17 protein-coding genes are annotated in these 18,058 nt (G+C 29.5%); 4 read left to right on the forward strand and 13 right to left on the reverse strand.

Features of this window, described 5'->3' with window-relative positions:
* Nucleotides 1-2: 2 nt before the first annotated feature.
* Nucleotides 3-1,322: a 16S rRNA (cytosine(967)-C(5))-methyltransferase RsmB gene (gene rsmB / locus FVE72_RS06230; RefSeq protein ID WP_036056122.1), complete on the reverse strand. Its 1,320-nt coding sequence runs from the start codon at nt 1,320-1,322 to the stop codon at nt 3-5.
* On the reverse strand, nt 1,313-2,773 hold the full coding sequence (locus tag FVE72_RS06235) for a sucrose-6-phosphate hydrolase (RefSeq protein ID WP_026737683.1): 1,461 nt from the start codon (nt 2,771-2,773) through the stop codon (nt 1,313-1,315). Before FVE72_RS06235 ends, rsmB begins: the two co-directional genes overlap by 10 nt.
* A 167-nt stretch (nt 2,774-2,940) precedes the next feature.
* On the opposite strand from FVE72_RS06235, the gene FVE72_RS06240 reads away from it, so the two are divergent.
* On the forward strand, nt 2,941-3,342 hold the full coding sequence (locus FVE72_RS06240) for a hypothetical protein (RefSeq protein ID WP_026737684.1): 402 nt from the start codon (nt 2,941-2,943) through the stop codon (nt 3,340-3,342).
* 147 nt (nt 3,343-3,489) lie between these two features.
* Here the strand turns inward: FVE72_RS06240 and FVE72_RS06245 are convergent, their stop codons facing one another.
* The 11 genes from FVE72_RS06245 to FVE72_RS11215 form a co-directional block, all read right to left on the reverse strand.
* Nucleotides 3,490-4,533 carry a hypothetical protein gene (locus tag FVE72_RS06245; RefSeq protein WP_146966472.1) on the reverse strand — a complete coding sequence of 348 codons (1,044 nt, stop codon included), beginning with the start codon at nt 4,531-4,533 and terminating at the stop codon, nt 3,490-3,492.
* A 49-nt stretch (nt 4,534-4,582) separates the two neighbouring features.
* Entirely contained in the window at nt 4,583-4,981 is a 399-nt protein-coding gene (locus tag FVE72_RS06250) for a hypothetical protein (protein ID WP_026737687.1), read from the reverse strand.
* A gap of 278 nt (nt 4,982-5,259) precedes the next feature.
* Nucleotides 5,260-6,462: a tetratricopeptide repeat protein gene (locus FVE72_RS06255; RefSeq protein WP_026737688.1), complete on the reverse strand. Its 1,203-nt coding sequence runs from the start codon at nt 6,460-6,462 to the stop codon at nt 5,260-5,262.
* A gap of 27 nt (nt 6,463-6,489) precedes the next feature.
* Nucleotides 6,490-7,995 carry a phospholipase D-like domain-containing protein gene (locus tag FVE72_RS06260; RefSeq protein WP_026737689.1) on the reverse strand — a complete coding sequence of 502 codons (1,506 nt, stop codon included), beginning with the start codon at nt 7,993-7,995 and terminating at the stop codon, nt 6,490-6,492.
* A gap of 15 nt (nt 7,996-8,010) precedes the next feature.
* Nucleotides 8,011-9,381, reverse strand: coding sequence for an MATE family efflux transporter (locus FVE72_RS06265; RefSeq protein ID WP_026737690.1), 1,371 nt, complete (start codon nt 9,379-9,381; stop codon nt 8,011-8,013).
* Nucleotides 9,382-9,402: 21 nt separating this feature from the next.
* A complete protein-coding gene (locus tag FVE72_RS06270) occupies nt 9,403-10,269 on the reverse strand; it encodes an endonuclease/exonuclease/phosphatase family protein (protein WP_026737691.1) in 867 nt (288 codons plus the stop codon).
* A 356-nt stretch (nt 10,270-10,625) separates the two neighbouring features.
* Nucleotides 10,626-11,201 (reverse strand): elongation factor P, encoded by a 576-nt coding sequence (gene efp, locus FVE72_RS06275; RefSeq protein WP_006806577.1) that lies wholly within the window; start codon nt 11,199-11,201, stop codon nt 10,626-10,628.
* A 27-nt stretch (nt 11,202-11,228) separates the two neighbouring features.
* Nucleotides 11,229-11,948 (reverse strand): SIMPL domain-containing protein, encoded by a 720-nt coding sequence (locus FVE72_RS06280; RefSeq protein ID WP_026737692.1) that lies wholly within the window; start codon nt 11,946-11,948, stop codon nt 11,229-11,231.
* A 314-nt stretch (nt 11,949-12,262) separates the two neighbouring features.
* Nucleotides 12,263-13,486, reverse strand: a complete 1,224-nt coding sequence (locus FVE72_RS06285; protein ID WP_006806549.1) for an SEL1-like repeat protein — start codon at nt 13,484-13,486, stop codon at nt 12,263-12,265.
* A 128-nt stretch (nt 13,487-13,614) separates the two neighbouring features.
* On the reverse strand, nt 13,615-14,118 hold the full coding sequence (locus tag FVE72_RS06290; protein WP_026737694.1) for a hypothetical protein: 504 nt from the start codon (nt 14,116-14,118) through the stop codon (nt 13,615-13,617).
* Nucleotides 14,069-14,212, reverse strand: coding sequence for a hypothetical protein (locus FVE72_RS11215; RefSeq protein WP_154669371.1), 144 nt, complete (start codon nt 14,210-14,212; stop codon nt 14,069-14,071). Before FVE72_RS11215 ends, FVE72_RS06290 begins: the two co-directional genes overlap by 50 nt.
* Nucleotides 14,213-14,357: 145 nt before the next feature.
* Between FVE72_RS11215 and thrC the strand changes: the two genes are divergently transcribed.
* The 3 genes from thrC (at nt 14,358) to FVE72_RS06305 (ending at nt 18,048) form a co-directional block, all read left to right on the forward strand.
* Entirely contained in the window at nt 14,358-15,848 is a 1,491-nt protein-coding gene (thrC, locus tag FVE72_RS06295; protein WP_026737695.1) for a threonine synthase, read from the forward strand.
* Between the two features lie 641 nt (nt 15,849-16,489).
* A complete protein-coding gene (locus FVE72_RS06300) occupies nt 16,490-17,488 on the forward strand; it encodes an IS1634 family transposase (RefSeq protein WP_146966476.1) in 999 nt (332 codons plus the stop codon).
* On the forward strand, nt 17,461-18,048 hold the full coding sequence (locus tag FVE72_RS06305; protein ID WP_172966388.1) for an IS1634 family transposase: 588 nt from the start codon (nt 17,461-17,463) through the stop codon (nt 18,046-18,048). Before FVE72_RS06300 ends, FVE72_RS06305 begins: the two co-directional genes overlap by 28 nt.
* The last annotated feature ends 10 nt before the right edge of the window (nt 18,049-18,058 follow it).

Here is an 18,058-nt window from a genome sequence, read left to right on the forward strand (position 1 = left end):
CTCTATAGCTGTTTTTTCCTTAATTTTGCTATATAAAATCCGTCATTATATATATTTTTATGAGTTATATATACTCCTCCCCATTGATCTTTCCTTATATCTACATTTTCAGGAATAACAACTTCTTCAATGACTAAATCTCTATATTTTTCGATAAAATATTCCAGATTATTTGTATTTTCATTTATTGAAAATGTACATGTGCTGTAAAGTATAATTCCGTTTTCTTTCAGAGAATTATAAGCACTGTCAAATATCTTTTTCTGTAGTTTTTTCAGACTTTTTATCAGCTCTCCTGTCAAATCGTATATTTTTTCGGGCTTTTTCCTTAACACGCCTAATCCGCTGCAAGGTACGTCCAATAATATTTTATCAAATTTTATGTTAAGACTTTCTATTTGTGTTGCATCATTCAAAACAACTTTAAGATTTGAAAAATTATATTTCTTTTTCATATTTTCTAAAATCTTTATTTTATGTTCATGAATATCCTCAGCTACAAGAAGTTCCGGCTCGAAATTCTGCAAAATCGCCAATGATTTCCCGCCCGGAGCGGCACAGGCATCAAGCACCGTATCTCCTTTTGCAACATTAAGATTTTTCACTGCCAGATAAGATGAAGCATCTTGAATTATGATTTTTCCGCTTTTATATTCTTCTGTTTCAAATATATTTGAATTTGACAAATAGTATACTTCATCCACCGAAAATAATATTTCCGTTTTTACTTCCGATAATATTTTTTCAAAATTATCTTTTGATAATTTTTTTGAATTATATCTCACCGATAAATAACTTCTTGATTTGTAAGATTTCATTATATCAATGTAATCTTCAGAATAATCCGCTTTCAGCTTGTTCACAAACCATTGAGGATAAGAATACAAAATAGCGTCTTTTCTGTCTTTGGGAATATTTTCAATAATCTCATCTCTGTTTCTCAAAACCGACTGTAATGTTGCATTTACAAATCCCGCTTGATGTTTATTCAATATTTTTGCAATTTCTACTGCTTCATATAATACTCCTGCCTTATCAGTTTCTGTGAAAAACAGCTGAGCGACAGATATTCTTAAAAGTTGTTTTATTTTCCTTTTCTGTATATTTTTTACGGTTTTTTCAAGCAGATAATCTATATAAATCAAGTTTCTTATTGTTATGTTTATAATGTTTGTTATAAACAACTTTTCCTTTTTTAAATAATTTTTTGTTTTAAAATAATGATTTAATTGAATATTACTGTATTTACCGCTCATAATCTCATCAAGAAGATTTACAATATCTATTTTTATATTATTATTCATATTTTTTATTATTTCCATTCCCATTTTTCTATTTTTATATTTATGTTATTTTCGGAGAAAACTGTTATTTTGTCAGCATCTTTTTCAGGGAAGATTCTTGAGGAAAACACTTCTTCTCCTCCGTTAATAAACACTTCCACAGACGAATTGTCTACGAAAATATTTAATTCCAATGTTTTTATATCTCCCAGATAGACCTTTCTCAAACTCTTATCAGGCTGCTCGCCATGACTTCTGTCCAAAATAAATTTTTTCTCTTTATAATCGAATTTTAAAATCGTTTTACTTTTTTCTCTTACTCTTAATTTCAATCCAAAATCCGAAGAAATTTCTGAAAATTCGGCTTTCAGTTCATAAGCAGTTCCTTTGCCTATTTCTTTTTCTCCTTTTACTAATCCTGAAAATTCCGATTTTTCTCCTCTTATTGCTTCCATTTCTTTAATCGGAACCTGATAAAGTTTCCCGTTTTTCAGTTTCAGCTCTCTCGGCAATGTCAGACAATGCAACCATTCATTTTTAACAGTAGGATAATCTTCCTGTTCGGGAACTCCCATCCATCCGATCATCAGTCTTCTTCCTTTGTCATCTTCCATTGATTGAGGTGCATAGAAATCATGTCCCCTGTCAAGTTCTATAAAATCGTTTTCAATAATAAATTCAGGCTTTTTATAGTCCATTTTTCCTATAAAATACCCACTCTGAAACACATTATTGTATAAATCGCCGTGAGCCTCAAGCCCTTGAGGACAAGCTGCAAGGACATCTTTTATTTCAGATGTTTTTTCATCTTTTAACTGAAAATAGTCAGGACATTCCCACATATAGCCGAATTCTCCCAATTTTCCTTTGTTTCCTCCTGCTATTTCTCCTAAAAATTTCCAGTCATGTATATTCTGTGAGCTGAAAAGAGCTGCTTTTCCTTTCAAATCTTCGCTCTGAATTCCTATAATCATATAATATGTTCCGTCTTTTTCCCACACTTTCGGATCTCTTATATGTCTTGTATAGCCTTCAGGCTGATTCGTTATTACAGGCTCTATTCTCTCAAAATGTTCTCCGTCTTCGGATATTGCGATACACTGATACGAATCTCTATTTCCTTCTTCATCTTTCACATTCCCTGTATAAAATAAATAAAGTTTATCATTTATTACAAGTCCGCTTCCCGAATAGACACCGTTTTTTGAATACACTGTTTCGGGCCTTAGAGCCGTCTTTTTTCTTTTCCAGTGCAACAGATCTTCACTGACACTGTGTCCCCAATATTTCGCAGTATGATCTGTTTTTAAAGGATTCCATTGATAAAACATATGATATTCGCCTTTAAATTGGGAAAAGCCGTTAGGATCATTTATAAGTCCTGCTATTCCTTGTATATGATACTTCTGTCTCCAATAATCACTATTTACTTTTTCTTTTTTCTCGGATACCGATTTTTCTTCATTTTCTTTAACATGCTTAAAATCCATATACTCACCCCATAATAATTTTTTATTGTCTTACTATATAATATACCACATTTTGCGAGAAATACCAGAAAAATTTAGAAAACATTTGAAATTTTTATTATAATATCCATAGACTATAAATAATAAATATGTTAAAATACTTAAAAAATATATAATTAGGAGTTTATATGTTAATAACAATTTTTTCTTTTTTATCAATTTTAATGATTTTTGTAAGACTTTATTCTATGAATTCAGTATTCTCCATAACAAGAGAGAAAAATAAATTTTCCGAAAGAATTACGGTTTTTGTCCTTATATTTGAAATTTTGACTATAGGATTTTTTGTGTTTTTTTCTTCTTTCAGATATTTATTGCCTCCTGCACTTTTATTTTTAAGAACACGTCAATTTCACTATCTCATATTTGAAAATTTAAGTGTCGGGCTTATTGTATATGTTTTAATTGATTTTTTTCTGCTTTCTACATTTTATCCTTTAAATCATATATTGAAGTTTTTTAACAGAACTGTTTTGACTTTTGTCTTTTTACTTAATATTCTGCTCGGTGCAATGATGTTTATGATATAGGTACACGATAAATAAACAAAATAAAAACAATCGTATTCTTATTCTACTAAGAAAAGATTGTTTTTTATTATTTCTTTTTTTCAATATTTCAATTCAAAAAATCCCTTAGGCATTTCATTTTTAAATGTTCCTAAAACATTAAATTGTCTAATCTTTTTCCAATCCGTAATTTATTATTTCAGTCATTAATCTTAGCTGTTCTTCTTCATCTACTAAATTAAGGCTTCCTGTTTCCAACATATATATTTTATTTTCTTTTAAATCATATACTACATCATGATTCCATTTCCATTTATTTATATATCCTAATATTAAAGATATATTTGAGCCATTATCACTTACTCCGAATGTTATCAAAGTATTTTCTTTATTCAAAGAAATTATTCCTTTTATTTCATTATGTGCCTTATATAGAATTTTTTCTTTTTTTATTTTCAAATTTCTTTTTATTAGTAAATTACCTTTAGAATATATTATATTTTCATCATCTAATTTCAAACAGGAGTTAAAAAAACATTTTGAATCATCATCTGATATTTTTTTCTTTCTTATTTTTCCATTTTTAAAATTATAAATATAGATTGATTCTTCTTTTTCCCTATTTGGTGATAAATATAATTCTTCCTTCTGTTTACTAAAATCATATATATAATTTTCTTCTTTTATTATTCTTTCATTGTTTTTAAAACCTCCCTCATTTGAGATATTATAATAAACATTATTTTCTATTACATAATTTATAGTATCTACATTTTTAATTTTCTTGCCTCCTTTATTAATATTTTTATATTCATCTATATCATCAAATACATATTCATAATCATTAAAAGATTTCAAATTAAAATCTTTATCATAATAAAATATTTTAGCTCTCTCAGGTTCTGCCCCTATGTCTATATTTTTATAAAACAATAAATATAGTTTACCATTATCATAGTTTAAAAGAAAAGAATGCCTATCCTTTAAATCTTTATTCTCCTTTTCTCTATTAACTAAAGTCTTTTTTACTAATTTTCCACCTTCTCTTTCTATAATATACAACTCCAATCTATCTTCAGGAGATGTTGTACCACCTTTAGTAAAAAATTTTCTGTCTATTTTTTCTGTGAAACTATAATTATTATATACTATTTCAGGTTTGCTGCAACCTAGACTCAGAGATAACATCATAAAAATTATTACTCTTTTCATTATTCACCTCCAGTATTTTTTAAAATATGTTATTTTATGTATTTTCTTCCTACTTCTCCACTAATTTTATAGTCTTTACCATTAATAAGAAACTGAAAAAAGAGAATAAAAGTATAAATATACCAAATATTGCCATTACATTCCTGATATTATATAAAAAACAAAGCCATAAAATGAAAGCGGCTGTTAATACAGTCATTAAATATGCTATGATTACTACTCTAATATTCGGCTTCAATTCCAAAAATATTTTATCCTTTCCTGAGCATTTTACGATCATATTTTTACTTTTCATAGAAAACATAGAAAAATAGATCTTCGCTTCTTCTTTCCAAGTCGAAAAAACAATTTCAGAATTATATTTTAAATGATATTCTTCCTCATCTATCCAAATTCTGATATAGTCATATCGCCCTAAAATTTTGTTTTTTACAGTTATTTCAGTCATTTTTCTTACCTCATATTTATATTAAATTCTATTTCATTTTTTATAATATATCAAGCATCATCAGTAAAAAAAGCTATTTTTTAAAATGCTATATTTAAACAATTGTTCTATAATTATTATAATTTCTATATTTTAAATATAAAATAACTTTTAAATTAAAAATCAACCTTATAATTTTACACCTGAAAATGTACTGTTCAAACATTTAATACTATATTTAAACGATAAATATACATTTCCAAGCGGTTAAAATTCATGGTTGATTTATTAGGCTATTATTAATTCATCCTATTGTCAGTTACTTCGTCGATTCCTATATTATAATTCTGTTTTTCTCTTGCAGTGCTTTGTTTAGCTTTTCTGTTCACTGTTGAAGCTGCATTCGTATTTGTACTTACAGAATTTTTGGTACTCGAATCGGATGTCGGTGTATTGTTATCTTTTTTCGTTTGAGCCAATGTGTTCGTAATATTAGTTTTTGATTTATCAGATTTTTCAACATTAAGAAACTGATTAACTCCTTTTCCTAAATTACTTGCAGTTTTATTTCCTTCTATTTCAGCCACAGTTTCTTTAGCTTCCTTATCACCGTTTTTCGCAGCTATTTTATACCATTTCAAAGCTTCACTCATATTATTTTCTTTATGATAAGAAATCGCTATAGGCATAGCCAATCCTTTATTTCCCGAATTATATGCTTTCATCAGATAGCTTCTTGCTTCCACCTGTCTGCCCGTATCAAAAAGAATAGCCCCGATTTCAAGGTTTGCTTCTTTTACTCCACGATTAAGTGCGAGTTTAAACCATCTTACAGCCTCATCATAATTTTTCATCTGTTTATTTAAAAGAGCAACCTGAATATCTGCTTCTCTGATTCCCTGTCTGTAAGCAGTTTCAAACTGTGCTTTGGCTTCTTTATAGTTCTTAGCTTTTACAAAATTTATCCCTTTGTTATAGGCTTCCGCTCCGGGAGCCAACTGTCCGTTTGCACTGTTTTTCGGTAATCTTGCCATTAATTTATTAGCTTCGGCAATATTTCCTTCTTCTTTCAGCAATACTGCCAAATTATAAATAGCTTCGGGATAATTTTTATCTACTCCCATTTGAAGATATTTTTTAGTTTTAGCATTGTCTTTCAAACCGTAATACAGATGTGCCAATGAGAGTATGGCTTCTTTATTGCCGCTCTCCGCATCTTTTATCGCTTGAGAAACTTTTGCAGGATCTATTTTATTGTTAATTAAATTTTGCTGTTCTTCAGCAGTAAGGTTCTGTATTTGTGTCTGATTATTCTGCTGCTGACCGTCATTTTTTCCTAAATTAAAAATATCCCCGCTTGTTTTTGAAGTTGTATTCTCTGTAGCCGAAGTACTGTCTGCCCCGTTTGTATCAGAAGATTTTTTTTCTTCTTTATTTTTAAAACAGGACACTGTAAATAATCCTATAATTACCAATAAAAGAAAAAATGTCTTTTTTTTCAATCTCATCACCCTGTCTATAAAATTTATTTAAAATGAACCTAATTGTGTAGCATCTAAAATTTTATACATAAAGTCGGAAAATCCACCTGTAGTAGGCTCGTCTTCAAAATTTATAGTATATATACCGTCTTTATTGTCCCATAGTCTATTAAAATAAGCATATATATCTTTTGTCAACTTTGAATCCTTATTTGTCAATATTCTGAAATCCGCATCCATTATGTATCCTCTTATATTTTTTTTAATAAAGTTAGCTGAACCTGCGGTTATTATAACATTTCCGTCTGTTTTTTTCATTAGTAAAATCTTAGTATGATACTGTTCATTATTTGTAAAATACCACTTTATGTCTATTTTCCCTTTTGTTTTCTTTTTTAATTTTTTTGATACAGGTTTATTGGGAAGTCCGTTTGTACTCATTCCGAAAGCATCTTTACTTCTGTCCAGTATAAGTCTTATTTTCACTCCTCTGTTTGCAGCCTTTATTAATCTGTCAATTATACCCTTATCAGCAAGAAAATACATTCCCATTAAAAGTTCATCTCCTGCCTGCAAACTGTCGATATCTTTATCCAGATGTTTTCCTATCATTGCTTCGGAAATAAACTGTATTTTATAGTTTTCCCCTTCATCATCGGTAATTGTATCGGTTTTTTCCTCATTTTTTTTCAAAGATTTTTTTTCTTCGTTTTTGCTTGTATTTTCAGTATTTTCCGAAGATTTACCCACATTAATTTCTGAATCTGAAAATTTAGCTACAAGCTGTAAATTATCAAGTACATCTTTTGTTATTTCTCCGTCAGTATGAATAGCAATATTCTCGTGATAATAACTCGGATCATGTATATTTGCACTGGAAACCACAACTTCTTTTTCATTTAAGAATATTTTTTTATGATCGGCTTTTACATTCAAAGCTCTGAATAAATTTCTCAATGTCAATTTCGGCCACATAGGACCGTAAAAATTACCTATCCAACCTTTATTTTGAGGATTTCCTGCAGGCTCTATGACCGTTCTCCAGAGAGGCGAGTACCACGGAAAAGTATCTTTAAGTTTAAATATATCAACTATTATTATATTTATTCCCGCATTTTTCATTTCAGTTATGAAAGGATGCTCAAATGCACCGTACATATTATTATTTTCATCTAAAATTGCATATACTTTCAAGTTAGGATTTTCTTTCTGTTTTTTCACAAGTCTTGCCGTATATTCTTTGGCAAATTCAGGAAATCTTTCCTTGTTTTTATTATAAATATCGTTAAAAAGGAACATTTCTATAATCAGATAATTTTTCGCATTGTCAACTACTTTATAAGTAGCATCCCAAATATTTCTGTCATACTTTATATTTCCGTCTTTATCAAGATAAGTCAAATCATAATGAAAATCAGCAGTCTTAGTATCTCTTAACGGACTTTCATAGTTCACTCCCAAAGGCGGAGTTTTTATTATCGAACACGACATTAGCAAAATCGCTGTTCCTGTTACCAAATATCTGTTTATTTTTCGAATGTTCTCAAATATCATCATCTTCTCCCTAATCTAATGATTTATTACCAAATTGTTTATCCATTTTTTGCTTTTAAGTCTTCTCAAACACGGATATACTTTCAGCATTTCGTCACTTCCCGAACACAAATAAACCAATGCTACCGGAAGTCCGAGTTTTATCCCTGCAATATAAGTCAAAGGTATCGCAAAAAGCCATAAAGGTATCAAATCCGCAAACATAGTCCACAAAGTATCTCCTCCTGCCCGCAAAATACCCACTATGAGCAAAGTACCCGCTGTTTTGACAATTATAAGTATTCCTTCAGAAAGAACGATTTTTCCTGTAAGAGCATAAAGTTCAGGTTTTACTCCCATAAATCTTAATACAAGAGGACTTATCGCACACACAAACAGTGCTATTATAATCCCTATAAGCATTGACATTTTCAGCATTTCCACTGCATATCTGTAGGCATTTTCTTCGTTTCCCGCACCTATTTCGTGACCGATTATTGCTGAAGTACCGCTTGACAATCCGAATATAAGGGTAAATACCAGATTACTTATGGATTTTACTATCTGTATAGCTGCTGCCGGCTCTGTCCCCATTCTTCCGTATATAATAACGTATACACTGACTCCTGATACCCACATTATTTCATGCCCGAATACAGGTAATGATATTTTCAGCATTTTAACAACAAAATCCCACGAATGAGTAAATAATTCCGAAAAAGTTCCTGCTATCGGCAATTTCATCTTGTAAATCATAATAATAATGTATGATGTACTTATGATTCTTGCAATTATTGTCGCTATTGCCGCTCCTTCTATCCCTAAAGCCGGAAATCCGAATTTTCCGAAAATCAAAGTATAATTTCCGACCATATTTATAATTAATCCCATTATGCTCGAATACAGAGAATATTTTGTCTGTCCTATGGCACGCAGCTGCATATTAAACGCAAATCCCACTCCTATGAGCGGATATGTCCATGCCACTACTCTTAAATATCTTGCCCCGAGATTTATAACTTTCGTATCTTTGGAAAATACCCCTATAACAGCTTCCGGCATGAGAAGCCCCGAAGCCAGAAACAACAATGAAAGTAAAAAACCTACTATTATGGTTATTCCAAGACATTTTTTCAAATTTTTATAATCTTTGCTTCCGAAATACTGAGCTGCCAATATTCCGCCACCACTGTTCATTCCGAATAACGACACCATAAAAATCATAAACATCTGATTGGCAAACCCCAATCCTGCTACTGCTGCTGTTCCCAATCCCAACACCGGATTTTCCACTCCGACCATAAATACGTCTATAAAATTCATCAAACTGTATATCATGTTCTCGAATGAAACAGGTAACCCTATTGTAAATACCTTTTTATATACTGTTTTTACTGTACTGTCCATATTTCTCCTTTATTTATCCGCTCAATCCGAATCATTTTCAACAGAATACTCTGAAAATATAAGCAAATGATCTGAAACATATTTCTTTATTTCACTGTTATTGTCTTTTATAAAATTATAAACTCCGTAATTTCCTGTAAATTCTTTTGTTCTTTCTTTATTTATAAAAAAATTGTCATAAGAATTTGCCAGTCTTGTATCGGAAATTGTAGTGAGATTTTCCTCGGGATTCAGCAGATAAAAGACATTATTTTTCTCAAAGAGATTTTTAAATGCCGGACTGTCAGCCGACGTATTAAAATCACCTGCTATTATTATATCACTTTCCTGAGATATATTCAAAAAATATTCGTATACATTTGAGTAACCTGCAGCCTCAATCAATCTCTGTTTTTCTTTATCTCCGAAAATCGAATGACAAATAACATACACAAAATCAAAATTTCCCGCTTTAAAATAGGCTCCGTAAGGCTCTCTCATAAATTCATTTTTATTTTTCTCTTTATAAAATCCTATCTTTTTTACTTCCTGAAACTTTTTCTTTCTGTAAATATATCCGTAATATTCCCTGTAGTTTTCACTTCCTACAGACTCGTCGGATATCAAATATTCCCACTCTTCTCCTGTAAGTTTTATCAAATGGGCTTTCAATTTTTTTAATCCTTTTTCATGCATAACTTCTTCTATCCCGATTAAATCGAATTTTGACAGAATTTTTGCCGTTACTTCATAATTTTTAGGTTTTTCTCCTAACCTCATCGCATTAAAAGACGCAATCAGTATCGTCCCTTTTCTTTCTGAATCTTTATTATTATTTTTTTCATTATTACAGGAAAAAACAAAACAAAATAATAATAAAAAAATTAACCCTCTTTTTATATTTCTCATAAAAACCCCCGCTTTTATTATTTTATATTTTTTAAATTTAAAACCCCTTTAAATCTGACATTTCTCTCAACATTCAAATTTTACAACGTGAAAAATGTGTTAGTGAGCGTTATGAAAACATCCTTTTTGTTTTCATAACGAACGGGCATTTTTGAGTATGTAAAATTTGTGTTGATTAGTTTTTTGCTGCTTTTTTTCTAATAAAAGCAGATAAAAATTTTGAGTTGTTTTTTCGCTTCCTTTTTTGTAAAAAGGAAAATTGAAATATCTTTTGCTATTTTTTCTAAAAAATCAGATATATATTTTTTTGAAAAAGAAGAAAGCCCTTTACTTTCTTCTCATCTTCAATATTCTATTTATCCGTTTGCTCTTTCCATGTATTCGCCTGTTCTTGTATCAATTTTGATTTTATCTCCTATTACTACAAATAACGGCACCTGTAAAGTGTACCCTGTAGAAATTGTAGCAGGTTTTGTAGCCCTTCCTATTGTATCTCCTTTTAATCCCGGTTCAGTATAAGTAACTTCTCTTACTACAGTATTAGGTAATTCAACTCCTACCGGTGTTCCTTCGTACATCAACACTTGTATTACCATTTCTTCCACAAGGAAGTTTACTGCATCTCCCAAATCTTCTTCTGTTAATGCAATCTGCTCAAATGATTCCTGATCCATAAAGAAATATTCTCCTTCGGACTCATATAAAAACTGCATTTGATTTCTGTCCAGTATAATATCGTCCATCATTTCAGTAGATAAAACTGTTATTTCCTGAACTTTCCCCGACATCAAATCTTTTATTTTAAATTTCATTTCAGCTGCTCTTGCTTTTTTCCCCGAAGTAGACTGGTGTCTGTCAGCTCTTAATATTAAATAAGGTACTCCGTCCTTTCTGTATGTACTTCCTTGTCTTAAATCCATTGCGGCTTTCATTTCTCTGTTTCCTCCTAAATTTTCTTTTTATTTTATTGTGTCAATCGAATATGTTACAGTTACGACCGATCTTAATTTTTTATACATTTGGTTTTCTGCAGGTTCATCTATACGTTTGGGATCTTCTCTATCCTCAAGAACTTCAAACTGTCCCTGCGTCATTGATTTCACTTCTCCAACCTTGTTTTTATTTACTTTCAGCATTTCAAAAGCTCTTGATTCGGCATTTTTCGATGCTTCTATAAGTAAATCTTTTTTATATTTTTCGATTCCTGTTATATAAAACTCAGGTTTTATAACTTCCAAATTATTAAAAGTTAAAGTCAATTCAGATAATTTTTCATAAATCTGATCTATTTTCTCAACTTCCTTCAAGTTTACTGAAATTGTCTGAGTTATTTCATAATCGGTTATTTTGTCGGTATCACCTGCAAAATTCGGCTTTATCTTCAAATTTCCCGTATCATAATTTTCTTCTTCTATTTTTTCGGAGGTCAATATTTCATTTACCGCCGTTTCTTTTTCAGCTATAATTTTTTTCGCATCTTCAAGATTTTTATTTTTGGCAGTGAGTATAACTCTTACAACAGCTCTGTCGGCTTTTATTCTTCTTTCCGCAACACCTTTTACAGTTATCTGATTTTCACTTTTATTTACTTTGTCCAATGCATTGGAAATCAAGGCTCCCGAAACGATAAGACCGAATGTCAGTATTGTGGAAATTATTATAAATTGCACTTTTTTCATTATTAAATCACATACTTTCCTGTATATTCAAAATTTTATTTTATCTGAATTTTCCCTTGAATTATAATTTATTTTAATAAAAATGTCAACAAAACTCTTTAAATTCTTCTTCATTTTCTATTATCATTCCTCTTTTTTTAAATAATTCTACCTGCTGCTTAAATGTTAAAAAAGTTATTGATTTTTCACACATAATTTCCCCCTAATAAAAAGCCCTGCATAGGTCGGAACCTTGTATTATTTAAAATACTGCAGGGGGATTGATATAATTCATAGTACATTATTTTCTTCAAAATGTCAATCAAAATTTCAACTTATTTCTCTATATTTTCCAGAACCGCATCGGCACCGTCTTTTATGTCCCACGTCAGATTTTCCAGACCCGAATCGTTCAATATTTTATTTGCCCATTTTTTTGCATTTTGATTGTCTTTTTTATCCTCAAAATAAAGTAACATCAGATTATACATCGCTTCGGCATCTTTCTGATTGGCAGACAGTATATAATATTTTTCAGCTTCTTTCAGATTCTTTTTTTTATAATAATGCAGTGCAACCATATACTGTGCCGATGAATCTCCTTCATCAGCTGCAATCTTATACCACTTATATGCTTCTTCAGGCTGTTTTTCGCTCTCATAAATTAATCCCAAAGCGTAGGCTGCTATGGAAAGTTTTCGATTGTAAGCCTCCTCCAAAACTTTTTTTCCTTTTTCTTTATCACCTACATCATAATAGTAAAATGCACCTAATTCAAAATAGGCTCTTTCTGAATATTTTTCAGCTTCAATATATTTTTCTTCAGCTTCTTTATATTTTGATTCATCAATAAAATTTTCCGCCTCTCTTGACAAATAAAAATATTTTTCATCTTTTTCACTTCCGGTCATATAATCTATCCATGTTTTCTGGCTTCTTGTAATACCTATAAGACCTTTTGTCCCCAAAAATCTTCTTTTCCACTCTCTTACTTTCTCTTTATTACCCTTGAGAAAATTAAGAAAAATAACTTTATACATCGCATCACTGTCATTATTTTCGGCAGCTTCTATATACCATTTTTCAGCTTCTTCGAATTTTTTTTCATTTTCATATATTCTTGCCAGTTCATATTGAGCATCCGAATCTCCGTCTTTCGCTGCCAACGTATACCATTTTTTTGCTCCTGCAATATCGTTTTTCTCATATGCCTTATATCCTAAAAAATTTGCAGCATCGACTACTTTATGTATATTATAGGCTTCCTCCATTTTTTTTATTCCCGTTTCTCTGTTTACATTGTAATAGTACATTACCGCTATTTTATAATATCCGTATTTATTGTAAGCAGTAGCCATTTTATAATATTTTTCAGCTTTTTTAAAATCTCCCTTTTTTTCATATTTTAAAGCTATTTCGGATAATTTGGAGTATTCCTTATTTTTCTCTTCCTGATCCATAAATGCTGCTCCGCATTGAATAAACATAAGCAAAATGACTAAAATTGTCATAATTCTTTTTAAAGCTGAATTTTTTCCTTCTTTTTGACTTCTTTTCATAGTTTTTTATCTCCACATTTTCTATTTTATCTGTTTTTTTATTTATTTTCAATTAATTTACTTTTCTACATATATTCCATTAAAATTTCACATTCCTTTTTACTTTTATCTTTAAAAATTTGTTTTAATCATATATAGTAACCTTCTGTCACTTCCAAATTCAAAGCGAAGCAGTCATTATTATCACGCAAAATTTCTATTTTTAATTCATCATTTTCCTGATTTTTTTCGTATTTTTCCTGTTGCTGACTATAACGATCCATTATTTCTTTTTCATTTTGTGAATTACAAAATTTGAGAATAGAAAGTACAACAAAAATAATCGTCCACCATGTGACTCTTTTCTTTTTCTTTGAATACTCACTTTCTGTATTTCTTTTAAAAAGAAATTTATCATCATTATTCTGATTTTCCGTTTCATTAGAAACTTCTTTATTTTTTTCCGTGTCGGAACTTTCCGAACTCACAGTATTTTCTTGCGAATTTTCGTCAAATTTTTCCGTTTTGTTATCCTTAATTTCTCTTATCCCGTATTTCTCTTCAAATTTTTCTCTGCTTTGAAGTATTTTGTCTTTCGGCTCATTATCCTGAATCCTTAATTTTCTTTTCTTTTTTATCGGAAAAGTCGTCAAGTTCTTTCATTTTTCTTCTTTCTTTGTAAAGAGACAACCCTAAAATTCCTACTGCAACCATTGCAACTATTATCCAAATATCATAATCTCCCATAATTGCTCTCCTTTCATACTATATTGTATTTATATAATTTTACCTTTAATTTTAATAATTTTCAAGAAAATATTTTTTATTGTATCAATCCCGAATTTATGATACTATTTACCATAATAAGTACATAACTGAAAGAGGTGTATAAATGAATTACAAAAGTACAAGAGGCGGCGAATTGCAATCATCTACTTTTGCTGCATTACATGGACTTGCAAATAACGGGGGACTTTACATTCCGGAAAATCTTCCCGATATAAAATTATCTTATGAAGATTTAAAAGATTTATCTTATCAGGAGCTGTCCGAAAAAATTATTAAACTGTTTTTCACAGAATTTTCCGACGAAGAAATAAATCAGGCTGTAAATAACGCATATAACAGTAATACATTCACGAACGAGGAAATTGTTCCTTTACATAAATTAAATGAAAAAATTAGTCTTGGAGAACTGTTTCACGGAAGAACATTGGCTTTTAAAGACTTGGCTCTTTCACTTTTTCCGTATTTACTGCTTTTAAGCAAAGAAAAACAAAATGAAAAAAAAGATATACTTATTCTTACTGCAACTTCAGGAGATACAGGAAAAGCTGCTTTAGAAGGATTTAAAGATATTGACGGTATAAATATAGTTGTTTTTTATCCTAAAAACGGTGTCAGTCCTATGCAGGAAGAACAAATGAGAAAGCAAAAAGGAAAAAACGTTGAGATTGTTGCTGTAAACGGAAACTTTGACGATGCTCAAAGTGCTATAAAAACTATATTTTCATGTGGTGATTTCAAAAAATATGCGAAAGAACACGATATTATGTTTTCCAGTGCAAATTCCATAAATATCGGAAGACTGTTTCCTCAAGTTATTTACTATATTTCCACATATGTAAATCTTGTTAAAAACGGAACGCTGAAAGCGGAAGAAGAATTTAATGTCGTAGTTCCTACAGGAAATTTCGGTAATATATTGGCTGGATATATTGCTAAAAAATTAGGAATCCCTATAAGAAAATTTATTTCCGCTTCAAATAAAAATAATGTTTTATCCGATTTCTTTCAAACGGGAACTTATGATAAAAACAGGGATTTCTATATGACAAATTCTCCGTCTATGGACATTTTACTTTCTTCAAACTTTGAAAGATATCTGTATTACAGCACAGGGGAAAATTCCGAAAGAGTAAACGAACTTATAAACTCTCTGATTTCTGACGGAAAATTATCGATTTCTTCCGAAGAACTTGCAAATATACAAAAAGAATTTTACGGAGATTTTGCCGATGATAAAGCTACAGTTAAAGCTATAAAAGATGTTTACAATGAATATAAATATCTTATGGATCCCCATACTGCAGTTGCTTACGCTGTGTACGAGAAATTGGATAAAGAACTGGACAAAGATATTCACACTGTTATAATGTCCACGGCTCATCCATTTAAATTTCCTGTTCCTGTTGCTGAAGCTTTAGGATTAGATAAAGAAAAAGATCCGTATGAAATTTTAGAAGAAGTTTCTTCAATTACAGGTATTAAAATCCCTGAAAAGCTTGAAGAAGTAAGAAAATCCGAAATAAGATTCTCAAAAGTAATAGATAAATCCGAAATTTCCGATTTTGTAAAAGAATATATAAAAAACATTAAATAAAAATTATATTTTTGTATTGACAAAAAGTAGTTTGTAATGTATACTGATTATAGAATATATGCTCGTATAGCAAGCGAGCAGGATAATATAAAGAAACGCTGAATGATTATAAAATCCTGTCGATTCGGCAGGATTTTTTTACCGACGAAGCCAAAACATGCGGATTAGATTACAGCAAAGTTGTATTAATAATAAATATTAAATATATAGATATGAGTCGATATACAATAATTAATGGTAAAGAGTATACAAAAATTGTTAAAAAAGAAACTTTTATAAAGAAAAAACTGAAAGCATATATAAATTTATATAAAAAAGCATATGAAAATCAAGATATACATAAAAATAAAACTATATGCAGTATGTCCTGTTTGCAGTATTTTCATAAAGAATTGAATATACATTAAGTATGCAAAATTGAAGTTATCATCAAAAAGAGCTGTCTCAATAAGCCGATTGAGATAGCTTCTTTTATTTAACTGATAATATGGTTTTTTTATACGTGTCATTACTATTAACCTAAATTTCCGAAGAAATAAACATATGAAGTAGAAAAAAGATTAATTTTATTGCTTTTTTCTACATTTTTTTCTTGACTTTTTCTTTATTTCTATGTATAATTATACATAGGTGATAATCTTATGGCTTCTTTAGTTTTTCTATATAATAAAAAATACAATAAAACTTATGTTTATGAATCTATTAACTATTGGGATAAATCTGAAAAAAAATCTAAATCTAAAAGAAAATTAATCGGTATTAAGGACCCTCTTACTGGACAAATTGTACCTACTCCACCCTCAAAAAAAAAGAAATTGGAAGAAAATAAAGCTCAAAATGATAAGCGTAAATTTTATGGTGCTAATCTGCTTTTAAATCTTATTGCTAAAAAATTGGGACTGACTTCTAATCTTAAAGAATGTTTTCCTGATTTGTACAAAGAAATTTTATCTGTTGCACAATATCTGATATTAGAAAAAGATAGTCCTATATCAAGATATGAAAAATGGAGTAAAATTCATAAAACATTTAACAGAAGTGAACTAACTTCTCAAAGAATAAGTGAAATGTTTTCAGAAATAAATGAAAGCGGAAAAAACAATTTCTTTAAATTACAGGCTGAACAGTTGAAAGAAGATGAGTATTGGGCTTATGATACAACAAGCATATCATCTTATTCAAAAGCTATTAATCAAATGAGATACGGATATAATAAGGAAAATGATACATTAGCACAAATCAATCTTGCAATTTTGTATGGAGAAAAGTCAAGATTGCCTTTTTACTATAGAGTTTTACCAGGAAACATTGTTGATGTGTCAACAGTTAGAAGATTAATAAAAGATGTTCAGTATATAGGAGTTAAGAAACCTAAATTAGTGATGGATAGAGGATTCTACAGTAAAAACAATATAGATGAACTCATGAATAATAAATTTAAATTTATTGTAGGAACAAAGTCATCATCAAAAATAATAAAAGAAAGAATAGAAAAAGTAAAAGATATTAAGAAATTTACTAATTATATAGCTGAATATAATATATATGGTAAAAAGAAATACTTATGTGGGACGATACAGACAAGGAAAATAAGAAGTATCTTTACTTGTATGTGTTTTTTGATGATGAAAAAGCTTTAAAAGAAGATAAAGATTTTACAGAATACCTGATTAAATTAAAAACAGATATAGAAAATAATGTAGAAAATGAAAAAAGAGTCGAAGACTATAGGAAATATTTCGATATTAAAGTTGAAAAAGAAAATATAATTGCTGTAGCAAAAGATGATATTATAGAAAAACATATGAAAAAATATGGTTATTTCAGTTTGATAAGTAATGAAAATCTTGAAGCAAGAGAAATATTAAGTATATATAGACAAAAAGATGTAGCAGAGAAAGCATTTCATAATATAAAAGACCGACTTGATGCAAGAAGATTAAGAGTATCATCAAAACCTACAATGGATGGAAAAATATTTGTAACATTCGTGTCATTAGTAATGCTATCGTATATAAAAAATAAGATGAGTGAAAAAGAATTATATAAGAAATACACAACACAGGAACTTCTTGATGAATTGGACTTGATAGAAAGTTATGAAAGAGGTAATGAAAAACTTAAATTGGGAGAAGTAACAAAGAAACAGAAAGAAATATTTAAATATATGGATATTAAATTTCCTGAAGAATTATTATAGAAAAAGACTA

This window comes from Pseudoleptotrichia goodfellowii (assembly GCF_007990505.1).
Lineage (GTDB): Bacteria > Fusobacteriota > Fusobacteriia > Fusobacteriales > Leptotrichiaceae > Pseudoleptotrichia > Pseudoleptotrichia goodfellowii.